This is a genomic window from Metabacillus sp. FJAT-52054, from assembly GCF_037201815.1.
In the GTDB taxonomy this organism is placed as follows: Bacteria; Bacillota; Bacilli; order Bacillales; family Bacillaceae; genus Metabacillus_B; species Metabacillus_B sediminis.
Window position 1 is genome coordinate 3,826,072 of record NZ_CP147407.1, and the last position, 13,642, is coordinate 3,839,713.

Below are 13,642 nucleotides of genomic sequence, written 5' to 3' on the forward strand. Positions count from 1 at the left end.
CCCTCCGCGTCCCAAATTCTCTATATTAATATTCAGTCGTGATGATTGGTGTTCCTGCGACTACTGTAGTATTTTCGCCCAATCCGCCGTGTCTAACGGCCACTTGCATGTTCATGCTGCCTTGTTCAGCCGGGATCTTTTGCTCCCAGCGTGCTGTATATGCTGATACCGAAATGAAATCTTTTTCTTTAAGCTTTTCAAGCGGTACCGCGTTAAATTCGTTGAGCAAAGCATCAGTTAGATGCAAAACACCTACCATCTTATCATCTACACTGCCTTCAATACAAGAGAAAATTGTGGGATATTCATGAAAAATGTCGAATGATTGCTTTTTAAAATGTGTATGAATGTTAGCCCAATTCCGGGATTCACCACGGCCATGGACTTGATACAGGATATACGAGTTCGATTGGCTATTTGTGTCGGTTGATATAATTTGCAATGATTCCGTGGCACCCAGGTTTTTGTTCACTTTCGTGCCTGCTGCCTTCCAGCCACTGCTGGTCCGTTCGATCGACCACTTAAAAAGACGATGCTGCTGTGTAAAACGTTTCACATTTTCCGAAAATTTTTCACTTGGCATCGAAATTTTTTTCTTGGAGTAGATCGTCCATTCCTTTACTTCTATACCCTGATCTTGAAACGCGACGGCCAATTGTGCTATTTCCGGCTTTTTAATGGCTGCCTCCACAATTTTTCCGCATGCAGCGGTGACGACAATAAACATAAGAGCGATCAACATCATCTGTTTTATTTTATCCATTCCGTCCACTTCCTCTCCTTATTAACAGTCTTGCCGGAGAGGGGCTGGACATACGTGGAAAAAGTCGTCATTGTTCTACAGAATCAAGCATTTCTGCAAGGTCTATGGTCCTGTTTTACATGGGGTTAGAAATCAGTTTTGAACTAATTCCCTGGCCAGTCCCATGCCCGTTGGATGGATTGAACCCGCTGGGATTACTCCTCCGCAACCCCTTCTCCACCTATATTCCCAGTGGAATTAAGGCGTAAACGTAAAATAGGGAAGGAAGTTCCTTTGACCAAAATAAATAATCAAGGAAAAAACTGCTGACCAGGTAAGCAATGGCAATTGTCAGCAATATAAGAAGGACCTGGGCCTGGACCACACGTCCGCTTCGAATAAATTTGTCGAAATTCAGCGACTGAAGCGCCCACCAGGTGACGGCGATGAAAAATAGATGCGACACTAAACCGGTTAAAGCCTGCTGTGAAAATTCAATCATCTTAATCCTCCAAATATGTATTCATTTTCCCCGCAAAAATAGGAGAGGTTTTCACCTCTCCTATTATATCGCCCTGCCATAAGAAAATGTTACCTATTTAAAGAATGTCCGGGAAAATTCCAAAGAGAATGGTACCTGCTGTACAGATGAGCAGGGCCGCCGCGGCTGCCGGGTGGAAGCGGAGTCTTGGTTCCGCTTCGCCCTGCTTGAAAAACATATGGGCAAAAACACGGAAGTAGTACACATATGAAATGACGGTCGCTGCCAGCATGATCGAGGCAAGGATGAGCATTGGCACCTGATTTGTAAAGGCGGTGAGCAAAATGGTGAGCTTCGCCATAAATCCGGCCGTACCCGGTATTCCCGCTAACGAAAGAAGAAGGATGCCCATCAATACGGCTATGACGGGTGAACGTTTATACAGCCCGGAAAAGGAATCCAGATGGGCAGAGCCTGTCTGCTGTTCAATGACCAGCAAAATGGCGAACGCTCCTGCGTTCATGAACAGGTAGGCGAGCAGGTAAAACCAGATGGCATCGAACATGAGCGGAGACTGCGGAGATGCGAAGGCAACGAGCATGTATCCCGCATGGCCGATGGAGGAATAGGCGAGCATCCGCTTCACATTTCTCTGCTTCAGCGCCGTCACATTTCCGATGATCATGGTTAAGGCGGCGAGAACAGCAATGTACGGCTGCATATTCATCAGCATGGACTCACCCTGTAAAATCGAAGTATTCAGGAAAACTGTATAGAATAGCCGGATGATAAGGATAAAGCCAGCCGTCTTTGAAACGACGCTTAAAAAGGCCGCCACAGAAGTAGGCGCTCCTTCATACACGTCCGGCACCCACATGTGGTAAGGAGCGGCGGCAATTTTAAAGGACAAGCCGGTGAAAATGATCAGAAAGGACAGGCCGAGAACGAATAGATGATCCGCAGTTTCAAGACTTTGCAGCTGCCCGCTCATGTCGCTCAAGGAAACCGTCCCCGTAATTCCGTACAGATAGCTCATCCCAAACAGAGTAATGGCGGTGGCGACTCCGCCGTTGATCACGTATTTCATGGCCGCTTCATTTGATTTCTGATCCTTTTTCTTTAAACCGGCCATGATATAGGAAGAGATCGACAGCAGTTCAAGCCCGACAAACAGAGTCATCAAATCCCGGCTTGAGCTCATAAACATCGCCCCGAGAAGTCCGGTGAGCCAAAGTGTATAAAATTCACTGCGTTCTGTTATTTCCGACTTTTTTTCCTGGAACGTCAGCAAGTAAATGAGTGCTGCGCCGCCGAGAAGGAGGATTTTAAACAGCTTGGCGAATCCATCGAGGACGAAGCTGTCTCCAAGAATCCCTTCTGTTTCCGATGGGGTCAGGAAAAAAAGCACCCCTGCAGCACCTGCGATGGCTGCCAATCCGAGCCACCCAAGCCATTCCCTGCCCGTTTTCTTAGGCAGGAGCAAATCGAGGACGGAAATGAGGACGGCCCCGCCAAGCACCATGAATTCAGGCATCATCAGCATCCAGTTATAGGACATCAATGTTTCGGCATCCATCGTTTACCCTCCTATTCCTTTCATAATGGTTTCAATCGCAGGCTGCAGCGGCACAGCGAGACCGTTCGGGAAAACTCCAACTGATATGATCAGGAAAAGAAGAACCCAGGCGGGACCCGCTTCGTGCCATTTCAAATCCGGCAGGCTCCCTTCCGCCCCTTTTTCCTTGCCGAACGTAATCGACAGGACCGCTCTTAGTACATAGGCAGCCGTTAGGATCAGCCCGACGGCGGCAACCGCACCGAGCTCAGGTTGAACGAGGAAGATGCCCATAAAGGCCATAAACTCGCTGATAAAACCGGACATGCCGGGCAGGCCGAGAGAGGCCATTCCCGCTGCAAGCAGGACGCTGGAGAGCTTTGGCAGCTTCCGGGCGAGTCCGCCAAGCTCGCGGATGTCGGTCGTCTGAAAGCGAACGGCCATCACTCCGACGAGCAGGAACAGCAGCGCCGAGATGAACCCATGGGAAACGGTTTGAAAAATGGCTCCCTGAATGCCCGCTTCGTTCATGGCCCCAAGCCCGATCAGCACGATTCCCATATGGGAGACGCTTGAATAAGCGAGGATTCGTTTAAAGTCCGTTTGTATGAGTGCGAGAAAAGCGCCGTACAGGAGATTGACCGTTCCTAAAATCATGATCGCCGTCCCAAGGGTTTGAAAGGCTTCCGGGAACAATCCGATCCCGATCCGGATTGTTCCGTATGCACCGATCTTCAATAAAACCCCTGAGTGCAGCATAACAACCGGCGGCGGCGCCTGAACGTGAACGTGAAGCATCCACGTATGCAGCGGCACAATCGGCAGCTTCACACCGAAGGAAACGAGTAAGGCAAGGAGCAAGCCAAGCTGGACAGCGGCGGGAAAATCGCCGGCGAGATCCATCAGTTTTTCGATATTGACAGTTCCAGTCAGTCCAAACAAGTAAACGATGACGATTAAAAGGATCGCTGAGCCAATTCCGTTATAAAGCAGATAATACCAGGCCGCTTTTTCCCGTCCGGCAAAGCCCCACTTTCCGATGAGGAAGAACATCGGAACTAGGGTCAGCTCGAGGAAAATGAAAAAAAGAATCAGGTTTTCTGCCGCAAACACGCCAAGCATCCCGGTTTCAAGAATGAGCAAGAGAGAAAAATAGCCCTTCCATCCGGATTGAATAAACGAGGAAGCCGAAGCGGAAAGAGTGGCAAGAACGGCAGCGAGCGTCATCATAATGAGAGAGAATCCGTCCATTCCGAGCTCGTAGTTTACGGTGAAAAAATACTCCCCTCCGAGATTTACATTTCCCATTTTGAACCACGGGACAGAAACACTGAATCTTTCAATGTCGGCACCCAGTGCGTTTTGGATGAGGATGATGCCCGAAAGAATGAGTGCCGGCATGGTTGCGACAAGGCCTGCCGTCTTTAGTGCCCGTTCCTTCTCTTTCGGGATAAACAAAAGGACGGCAGCGCCGGCAAGCGGGGAAAACACGAGCAATGTCAGGATGAGGCTGTTCATTTTTGCATTCCCCCTGTCAGCAAGAATACGGCTGCGAGCAGTGCGAGCCCTAAAAAGGCAGCCGCTGCATAGCTTTGTGTCTGCCCGCTCTGCAGCCTGGACCCTGCCGTTCCAAGTCCCTGCACAAAGGATGCGGCCGCTTTCACAAGCGTTTCAACGACGAACCGCTCAACGAGCTGGCATAGTCCGGAAATAGCGCGGACCGCTGCAAGAACGGTAATTTGATATAGCTCATCAACGAAATATTTTTTCAAAAGCACTTGATGGATCATCGGCATTTTTCCTGCAATGGCCTTTCGCTTGATCCACCCTTTTTCATAAATGGCATAGGCAAGAAAAATACCGGCAAGCGAAACAGCGACTGCCATCAGCATGATCCACACAGGAGCCGCCTCATGCGCTTCGCCGGGCTGCAGCCATTCCCCCAATACCGGAAACCACGGAGTGTTGAGATATCCCGCTGTTACGGCGAGAACTCCAAGAACCGCCATAGGAATGATCAACAGCGGACCGGCTTCAGCACTGTTTTTAATCACAGCTCCGGTTTGCGCTTCAGGGGTAATCGCCGCAGCCGTTTCTTCCGCTCCTTTGCCGAAAATGAGGAAGAAGAGGCGGAACATATAGAAGGCCGTGAAAAATGCGGCAATCACAGCGAGCCAAAACAGGAGAGGATTGCCATGAAGCCAAACCGAGGCAAGAATTTCATCTTTACTGAAAAATCCTGAGAAGAAAGGAAATCCGCTTATGGATAATGCGCCGATTAAAAACAGCGGCCCGGTCCAGGGAAGCTTTTTCCAAAGTCCGCCCATTTTCCGGATATCCTGAGTATGAACAGCATGAATGACGCTTCCCGCTGCCAGGAAAAGAAGGGCTTTGAAGAAGGCGTGTGTGAATAGGTGAAAGATGCCGGCGGTATAGCCTGCAGAGCCGAGGGCGAGCATCATGTAGCCAAGCTGGCTCACGGTCGAGTAGGCAAGCACCCTTTTAATATCGTTCTGAACAAGCCCGATGCTTGCGGCAAAAATCGCGGTAAAGCCGCCGATTACAGCGACAACGGTTAAGGCGGCGGGACTTGCTTCAAAAAGCGGGAACATGAGTGCTGTGAGATAAACACCGGCTGCGACCATTGTGGCTGCATGGATGAGTGCGGAGACCGGTGTCGGGCCCTCCATCGCATCCGGAAGCCACGTATGAAGCGGAAATTGTCCGGATTTTCCCATTGCACCAACGAAGATCAAGATGGCAATCAATGTGAGCAGATCGTCCGGAATGGAGCCTGCTCCAACGAATTGGAAAATCACATCATACTCGAAGCTTCCTGTCTGTGAAAAAAGGAGAAGCATCCCGATCAGCAGTCCGACGTCCCCGATCCTCGTCATCATGAACGCTTTTTTTGCCGCTTTTTTGGCAGATTCCTTCGAAAAATAAAAGCCGATCAGCAGGAACGAACCAAGTCCGACCAGCTCCCAGAACACATAGAGCTGCAGAAGATTGGTCGTCATAACGAGGCCAAGCATCGCAAAGGTAAACAATCCAAGATAAGCGAAAAATACGTGCAGCCGCTCATCATCTGCCATGTAAACCCTGGAGTACATATGTACAAGCAGACTGACAAGCGTCACCGTGATCAGCATAAGGGCGTTGAGCTGAGTCACTTCAAAACCTGCCGTGATGGGCAGATCGCCGATGGTCAGCCATGTGCCCTCAGCCTTAAAGGTTCCATGCTGCAGCCGGTCTGCAAGGACAAAAATGGAGAATAGAAATGAAACGAGCATGAATCCTGTTCCAAGCCAGGCACTTTTAGCCTTCAGACGGCTGCCGGCAGCGAGCAGGATCAGGAAGGAAATCAGCGGAAAAAGCGGTATCAGCCAGGCGAATTGCATCATATTCCCTATCCCCTTTTTGAGGTTCTGTTTTTCTAATGCTTCATCGAATCATAATCATCCACCGCGACGGACTTCCGGTTGCGGTAAAGGGCAAAAAGGATGGCCAGTCCAACCGCAGCTTCTGCCGCCGCAATCGTAATGGAGAATAGCGCAAAGACCTGGCCGGTTATGGAAGGAGCCGCTCCAAGCTTGCTGAAGGCGACCAGATTCAGGTTTACTGCATTCAGCATGAGCTCCATGCAGATCAGCACAATCACGGTATTTCGTTTCGTCAGGGCGCCGTACAGTCCGATACAAAACAGGATCAGCGCAAGAACAAGGTATCCGGATAGCGGGATCGAACTCATGACTGCTCCTCCTTTTCCTCATCCTTTTTCGCTAAAATAATGGCACCAATCAGGGCAGCGAGGAGCAGCACCGATGTTAATTCAAACGGGATGATGTGCTTGGAAAACAACGCAACCCCAATCTGCTCGGTATTGTTTTCATGAAGAGCAGCGGGATCGCCGTTCAAATCGAGACGGTAAATGCCGATATACATGACGACAGCAAAAACGGCGGTCGAAGCGAACACAAGCCCTTTTTTCAAGCGGCCGGCGGATGGTTCTTCTTCATCTGTTTTACGGGTCAGCATTATCCCAAACAGCATGATGATGGTGATGGCACCTGAATAAATGAGGATTTGCACAACAGCAATGAATTCAGCCGTGAGCAGAATGTAAAGTCCCGCGATGCTCACAAAGGTGAGCACGAGGGAAATCAGCATATGAACGACCTTCGTTACATTCAGCATGAGAATTCCACCTGAGATGGCCGTCAGTGAAAGGATGGCAAATGCGGAAAACTCGCCTGAGATCATTCGACCTTATTCTCCTTTCGGACATGGGTGTCGTTTTCATCCAGCCATTCCATGTCTTTAAAAAGATTGTCACGGCTGTACTCCGCGAGCTCAAAGTGATTCGTCATGACAATGGCCTCTGTCGGGCACACCTCTGTACACAAATCACAGAGAATGCAAATTTCAAAATTGATGTCATACGTCTCAATGATTTTTCCTTTTTTCGTTGGGTCAGGATGCTTCTTGCCGGTTAGCGAGATGCAGTCGGTCGGGCAAATATTCACACACTGATTGCAGACAATGCATTTTTCTGGATAAAATTTCTGAATGCCCCGGAACCGATCCGGCAGCATCAATGCTTCATTCGGATAATCATACGTTACTTTTTTCTTCGTCAGGTTTTTCAGCGTATAGGAAAGACCTTTTCCTAAGCCCCGCATGGTGTCACTCCCCTTCGATTCTCCCGTTTTAACGGGCAGCTGCTAGTAAACGTTTCATTTTTATTGGAAAGCTGTTAAATTCGGTTGTTGATTTCCGTTGCGGGTGATCGCTTTCCGCGGGGCGGGCGGTGAGCCTCCTCCTGGCTTCGCCACTGCGGGTCTCACCTGTCCCGCTGCTCCCGCAGGAGTCTCACACCCTCCACTCCAATCAACAGGTGTTTAAAAATCACCATCATGTTTTAACTTAACCTATCGGAAAAATAATTCTTTCACGAGCGCCGTGATAAATATATTGGCCAGTGCTACCGGGAGCAGCACCTTCCAGCCAAATTCCATCAGCTGATCGGCACGAAGTCTCGGAAAGGTGACCCGGAACCAGATCAGGATAAAGACGATGACGCTGAATTTTAGCGCAAACCAGACCGCACCCGGGATGAAGCCGAGGAACGGCACCTCATGCCAGCCGCCTAAAAACAGGACGGTTGTGAGGGATGCCATCGCGAAAAAGTACACATATTCAGAGAGCATGAAAAACGCCCATCTGAAGCCGGAGTATTCGACATGGTATCCGGCAACCAGCTCCGATTCCGCTTCAGGCAGATCAAATGGCGTCCGGTTCAGCTCCGCTACCGAAGCGATCAGGAAGACAAGAAAGCCAATTGGCTGGACAAAAATAAACCAGACATTTTCCTGGGCAGCAACGATTTCATTTAAATTCAGGCTGCCGGATAACAGAACGACGCCGATGACACTCATCACGAGCGGAATTTCATAGGAAATCATCTGGGCGGCTGCCCTCATTCCGCCGAGGAGGGAATATTTATTGTTCGAAGCCCAGCCACCAGCAACGACGCCGACCGTCGTTAAACCCGAAATGGCAATGTAATAGAGCAGGCCGACACCGATGTCCGCAAATTGAAAGGCATCCGTGAACGGAATGACGGCCAGAACAAGAAAAGCAGGTGCAAAGGCAATTACAGGAGCAAGAATGAAGAGCGGCCGGTCCGCAAGCTTTGGAATGGTGTCCTCCTTCAGCAGCAGCTTCAGCACATCAGAAACTGTTTGAAGCAGCCCCCATCTTCCCCCTACCTGATTTGGGCCGATCCGTCCCTGCATGAACCCCATTACCTTCCGTTCAGCAAGAATGCCGTACGTAACGAATCCAAGTACGACAAATAGAAACAGCGTGGCGAGTGAAAAAAAGGCGAGGAAATTCAGCCAGCTTGGCTGGGCGGAAATCAGATCCTGCATCATCAGCCATCTACCTCCCCGAGAACGATGTCAATCGCCCCTAGTATGGTTATGAGGTTTGCCATGTTTTCGCCCTCCAGAAGCTTTGGAAGGATTTGCAGATTATAAAAGGAAGGCCTTCTGAATTTTAAGCGGTACGGTTCTTTTTTTCCTTCAGAGGCGATATAGCAGCCGATTTCTCCTCTCGGCGACTCAATCCGGACGTACGTCTCACCTTTAGGCGGCTTAATGATCTTCGGCACCTTCGCCATAATCGGACCTTCCGCCGGAAACTGCGCAACGGCCTGTTCGATGATTTTCAAGGATTCTTCGATTTCGGCCATCCGGCATTCGTACCGGGCAAACGCATCTCCCCTCGTCCTGACAGGAATGTCAAAATCAAACCGGTCGTATATCGAATATGGCTCATGCTTCCGCAAATCCCATTCCACTCCCGTACAGCGCAGGTTTGCCCCGCTCAGGGAGTACTCAATCGCTTCTTCTTTCGTATAAATCCCCACATCTTTTACACGGTTGAGAAAAATTTCGTTGCCCGTCACGAGATCGTGGTAGCCCTTCAGCTGCTCCCGCATGTATGGAACAAATTCTTCAATCTTCTCAAGCCATCCATCCGGCGCGTCCCACTTCACCCCTCCAACCCTCATATAGTTAAAGGTCAGCCGGGCGCCGGAAAGCTCGGTTAATAGATTAATAATCATTTCCCGCTCACGGAAGGCGTACAGAAATGGACTGACCGCCCCGATATCGAGCAGATACGTTCCCCACCAGACGAGGTGGCTTGCAACACGGCCAAGCTCCATGGCAAGGATCCGCAAATATTCAGCCCGGTCCGGCGGTGTGATCCCCGCCATCGTCTCCACTGCATGACAGATGACATAATTGTTCGTCATCGCCGACAAGTAATCCATCCGGTCCGTGTAAGGAATGATCTGGGTGTACTGCAGATTCTCAGCAAGCTTTTCCGTCCCCCTGTGCAGGTAGCCGATGACCGGGGTGGCTTCTTTTATGATTTCGCCGTCAATTTTAATGACTAGCCGAAAAACACCGTGGGTACTCGGATGCTGCGGGCCGACATTCAATAGCATTTCTTCCGTGCGGATCATCGGCTACACCTCCACATCATGCGGTTCATAATCTTTCCTCAACGGATGGCCCACCCATTCATCCGGCAGCATGATCCGCTTTAAATTCGGGTGGTTCGTGAACTGGATGCCCAGGAGATCAAACGTCTCCCGCTCCGGCCAATCCGCCCCCCGCCACAAATTGGCGACCGACTCCACCACCGGCTGATCCCGATCCATTTTCGTTTTCAAAACGAGTGCATGATGATGGGTATATGAGAACAAATACAGGAAAATTTCCATATGCGTCTGAAAATCCGTTCCGTGCATCTCTGAAAGAAAATCAAACGACGTATCCTCATGGTGCCTCAGCAGAGTAGCCGCCTCTAAATAGCGCTCCCGCTTCACCACAATCGTCGGCACCTCTTTTGAAAGACGGTTAATGAAGGCGTCCTCCAGACAATCTGCTCCAAAGGCTGCCGTCAATAGAGCTACTGTACGGTCAAGCCTCGGCTGGTGAATGGATGGCGTTTCTTCCTTTACCTCCTCGATCTCCTTCACGGCAAGCTTCGCCTTAGCAGCCGCGGCGGCCTTCGCTTTCGCAGCAGCAACCGCCTTTGCCTTCTCCTTTGCCGCCTCCTCATCTGAAAGCGGCTCGGTTCTTGACGTCTTAGCTGCTGCCGCAGCCTTTGCCTTTGCTGCTGCGGCCGCTTTTTTCTTCGCGATGGCCATGGCATCTTCCTCTGGCGTTTCCTCACCGTTGGTCCGCTGCTGCTTTGCGAGTGCGGCGGCTTTTGCTTTGGCTGCGGCGGCCGCTTTTTTCTTTGCAAGGGCTACGGCGTCTTCCTCTGGCGTTTCCTCACCGTTGGTCCGCTGCTGTTTTGCGAGGGCTGCGGCTTTAGCTTTGGCTGCGGCGGCTGCTTTTTTCTTCGCGAGGGCTACGGCGTCTTCCTCCGGCGTTTCCTCACCGTTGGTCCGCTGCTGTTTTGCGAGGGCTGCGGCCTTTGCTTTGGCTGCGGCGGCTGCTTTTTTCTTCGCGAGGGCTACGGCGTCTTCCTCTGGTGTTTCCTCACCGTTGGTCCGCTGCTGTTTTGCGAGGGCTGCGGCTTTTGCTTTGGCTGCTGCGGCTGCTTTTTTCTTCGCGAGGGCTACGGCGTCTTCCTCTGGTGTTTCCTCACCGTTGGTCCGCTGCTGCTTTACGAGGGCGGCGGCTTTTGCTTTGGCTGCTGCGGCCGCTTTCTTTTTCGCTAAAGCGAGGGCGTCTTCTTCCAATTCGGTCTTGTCCTTTTCGATGGAAACGGCGGCTTCTTCATTCAGCTTCCGTTCCTCCATTTTTTTCTTGGCAGCGAGCTTTGCTTTTTCGGCTGCTTCTTTTTTTAAGCGTTCTAAGTCTTGCCTATCTGTCATGTATTAGAGCACCCGCTTTCCGGTTTTCGCCTCGTAACGGATTTTTTCTTTCAGCTTGTTGATCCCATAAATAAGGGCTGCAGGGTTTGGCGGACAGCCAGGGATGTAGACGTCCACTGGTACAATTTGATCGACGCCTTTAACGACGGCATAGGATTTGATGTAAGGTCCGCCCGCTGTCGCACAGGAGCCCATGGCGATGACCCATTTTGGCTCTGGCATCTGATCGTAAAGCCGTTTTAAGATCGGGGCCATTTTCTTCGTGACCGTTCCCGAGACAATCATGACATCTGACTGCCTTGGCGAGGTGCGGAAGAAGGAACCGAATCGATCTAAATCATAATGGGATGCACCGACCCCCATCATTTCAATGGCACAGCAGGCCAGACCGAATGTGAGCGGCCAGAGCGAGTTGCTTCGTGCCCATGCTTTGAGCTCTTCCAAGGTGCTTAAGAAGACACTTTGTCTGATTTGCTCCAGCTCTCCTGGAGGAAGGTTTTCGAGCTTTAAGTCCATTTGAGCACCCCCTTTTTCCATGCATAAAGCAAGCCGATCAGCAGCATCACGACAAAGATCAGCATTTCAATCAGCGCGAAAATCCCCAATTTTTCATAGGCTACTGCCCATGGATACATAAAGACGGTCTCAACATCGAAAATAACGAACAGCAGGGCAAATATGTAATAGCGGACATTAAATTGAATTCTGGAGTCATGAAAGGGTTCAATCCCGCTTTCATAGGTGGTCATCTTAGCTTGTGTGGGAGCGTGAGGACGAAGAACCCGTCCGATTGTCAGGGCAATGGCAGGAAGAAGCAAACCGAGTAAAAGAAAACCAACGACAATTAAATAATTATTCCAATATGGATAAAGTGATTCCATGATCCCCCTCCAATGTTGAAACTTTCTAAATATTCTATTTTTGTAACCGCTATCATTATAGCAAACATTTCCTGGAAGTGTCGATATAAACTGGAGAGCTAATGGAAGCAACCCTTTGAGCAAGGCTGATTATCGGGATTTCGTTGATTTATTGGGATTTTCGACGATTTATTTGAATTTTCGTCGATATACTGAGATTTTCGTTGATTTACTTGAAATTTCGTCGATATATTGAGATTTTCGTTGATAAGCAACTCCATTAGATGAAACGCATAAGATGGAGGGGTCTGCCTCTTTGACGAATAATGTCGAAAAGTCGATATCCCACCTATTTCGGTCGATAAATTTAAATAATAGCCGATATATTTTGATTTCGGTCGATAAATTAGAATAATAGCCGATATATCTAATTTTCGGCCGATATCCGGGCTGATATCTGTTTAGCTGCCCCATGTCACCGCTCATATCCCGGTTTCAAACCCTTGGACAAACATCCCCCCTGCCGAAATCCAGCTGGACAAACCGATTTGTTCTATAAATATGCTCACAATGCCAAAAACAGCACAAAAAACCGCCTGCTATGCAGACGGCTCTGTTATGGCTTTGGAATGCAGCCTTTTATATGGTTTTCTCAACCCGTACACTCTTTTTTTGGTTAACAGCTGATAGATGGCAAGCTTTGTTTCAAACTCAATCTGTTCACTGTTCAGAATCATAAAATAAGCTTCCTTCAGTTCAATCCATAGATTCTGCTGGTTTGGTATGGACCAGACTCTTTTTACAGACCTGATAAATACGGCTGCCTGTTCCTCATGGGGATGATCTTTTATGTGATTCACATGGAATGTAATGGTTCTGGACCAGAAAAAGCGAACAACGATCCGCAGTAAAAATAGTCCCGCTATTAGGGGTATGATCCAAAACGCCATCCCGTTCTCTCCTTGCAAATCGAATATGTTTCTTTCATTCTACCTAAAAATGACCTCATTTACTATATTTTTCTTCCATTAGGTAACGGTTTCTATTCCCTATTTTTTTACAAATTTCGTGATATACTGTCCCTAGTGAAAAGGAGATGATCGTATGCATGAATCATTTCATATCGAGGAGGAATATGGCCAGAATCTCCCTGAATTTGAGAGTGAATTCGAAGCCATCGCCTACTACTTTGATTACCGTACTGAACAGCTTTCAATTTTACACGAAGCTGCTGAATATATGAGACTGCGCGAATTAGATTATTCTCCTGAGAGTTTGATTGACCTGGAGAAATTGTATTTTATGTGTTTCCGTACAAATGGATGGAAGGATCTTCAGCTCACCATTCACGAATTTGAAACGATGATGTCCATTTATTTCGGAGAAGTGGTAACGAGGAATATTTCAGGTACGGATTGGGCCGTTCAGCCGTATCCATTTAATGAATCGAAATATGTGCTGGGCTTAAATCGAGGAAAACACACCGATTTTTTCACCAACTATTTTGAAGACCACTATCTATCTGTGAAAAGTGAAGACGAGAACTATCTTTTGGGACGGTTTAAGAGAATTGAGAAGAGAATGAAGCGGTAAGTCGCTGAAA

At 49.1% G+C, this 13,642-nt stretch carries 15 protein-coding genes; 1 reads left to right on the forward strand and 14 read right to left on the reverse strand.

The window, feature by feature from the left end:
* Positions 1-25: 25 nt before the first annotated feature.
* From WCV65_RS19720 to WCV65_RS19785, 14 genes are all read right to left on the reverse strand, one after another.
* A complete protein-coding gene (locus tag WCV65_RS19720; protein ID WP_338778850.1) occupies positions 26-763 on the reverse strand; it encodes a YwmB family TATA-box binding protein in 738 nt (245 codons plus the stop codon).
* Between the two features lie 220 nt (positions 764-983).
* On the reverse strand, positions 984-1,244 hold the full coding sequence (locus tag WCV65_RS19725; RefSeq protein WP_338778852.1) for a DUF1146 family protein: 261 nt from the start codon (positions 1,242-1,244) through the stop codon (positions 984-986).
* A gap of 97 nt (positions 1,245-1,341) precedes the next feature.
* A complete protein-coding gene (gene nuoN / locus WCV65_RS19730; protein WP_338778853.1) occupies positions 1,342-2,799 on the reverse strand; it encodes an NADH-quinone oxidoreductase subunit NuoN in 1,458 nt (485 codons plus the stop codon).
* A gap of 3 nt (positions 2,800-2,802) precedes the next feature.
* A complete protein-coding gene (locus WCV65_RS19735; protein ID WP_338778854.1) occupies positions 2,803-4,296 on the reverse strand; it encodes an NADH-quinone oxidoreductase subunit M in 1,494 nt (497 codons plus the stop codon).
* Positions 4,293-6,182, reverse strand: a complete 1,890-nt coding sequence (nuoL, locus tag WCV65_RS19740) for an NADH-quinone oxidoreductase subunit L (protein ID WP_338778855.1) — start codon at positions 6,180-6,182, stop codon at positions 4,293-4,295. Before nuoL ends, WCV65_RS19735 begins: the two co-directional genes overlap by 4 nt.
* Positions 6,183-6,214: 32 nt before the next feature.
* Complete coding sequence (gene nuoK / locus WCV65_RS19745) at positions 6,215-6,529, reverse strand: NADH-quinone oxidoreductase subunit NuoK (protein ID WP_035408081.1); 315 nt, start codon at positions 6,527-6,529, stop codon at positions 6,215-6,217.
* A complete protein-coding gene (locus WCV65_RS19750; protein WP_338778857.1) occupies positions 6,526-7,041 on the reverse strand; it encodes an NADH-quinone oxidoreductase subunit J in 516 nt (171 codons plus the stop codon). The genes nuoK and WCV65_RS19750 overlap by 4 nt, the downstream gene beginning before the upstream one ends.
* Positions 7,038-7,460, reverse strand: coding sequence for an NADH-quinone oxidoreductase subunit NuoI (gene nuoI / locus WCV65_RS19755; protein WP_035408077.1), 423 nt, complete (start codon positions 7,458-7,460; stop codon positions 7,038-7,040). The genes WCV65_RS19750 and nuoI overlap by 4 nt, the downstream gene beginning before the upstream one ends.
* 249 nt (positions 7,461-7,709) lie before the next feature.
* Complete coding sequence (nuoH, locus tag WCV65_RS19760; protein ID WP_035408075.1) at positions 7,710-8,714, reverse strand: NADH-quinone oxidoreductase subunit NuoH; 1,005 nt, start codon at positions 8,712-8,714, stop codon at positions 7,710-7,712.
* Positions 8,714-9,814, reverse strand: coding sequence for an NADH-quinone oxidoreductase subunit D (locus tag WCV65_RS19765; RefSeq protein ID WP_338778860.1), 1,101 nt, complete (start codon positions 9,812-9,814; stop codon positions 8,714-8,716). The genes nuoH and WCV65_RS19765 overlap by 1 nt, the downstream gene beginning before the upstream one ends.
* A gap of 3 nt (positions 9,815-9,817) precedes the next feature.
* The gene (locus tag WCV65_RS19770; protein ID WP_338778862.1) at positions 9,818-11,179 is read right to left on the reverse strand and encodes an NADH-quinone oxidoreductase subunit C; all 1,362 of its coding nucleotides are present in this window, start codon (positions 11,177-11,179) and stop codon (positions 9,818-9,820) included.
* A 3-nt stretch (positions 11,180-11,182) separates the two neighbouring features.
* Positions 11,183-11,695 carry an NADH-quinone oxidoreductase subunit B gene (locus WCV65_RS19775; RefSeq protein ID WP_035408069.1) on the reverse strand — a complete coding sequence of 171 codons (513 nt, stop codon included), beginning with the start codon at positions 11,693-11,695 and terminating at the stop codon, positions 11,183-11,185.
* Positions 11,686-12,060: an NADH-quinone oxidoreductase subunit A gene (locus tag WCV65_RS19780; RefSeq protein WP_338778864.1), complete on the reverse strand. Its 375-nt coding sequence runs from the start codon at positions 12,058-12,060 to the stop codon at positions 11,686-11,688. The genes WCV65_RS19775 and WCV65_RS19780 overlap by 10 nt, the downstream gene beginning before the upstream one ends.
* A 578-nt stretch (positions 12,061-12,638) precedes the next feature.
* Positions 12,639-12,989, reverse strand: coding sequence for a hypothetical protein (locus tag WCV65_RS19785; protein ID WP_338778866.1), 351 nt, complete (start codon positions 12,987-12,989; stop codon positions 12,639-12,641).
* Positions 12,990-13,143: 154 nt separating this feature from the next.
* On the opposite strand from WCV65_RS19785, the gene WCV65_RS19790 reads away from it, so the two are divergent.
* Positions 13,144-13,632, forward strand: a complete 489-nt coding sequence (locus tag WCV65_RS19790) for a hypothetical protein (RefSeq protein WP_338778868.1) — start codon at positions 13,144-13,146, stop codon at positions 13,630-13,632.
* Positions 13,633-13,642: the final 10 nt, after the last annotated feature.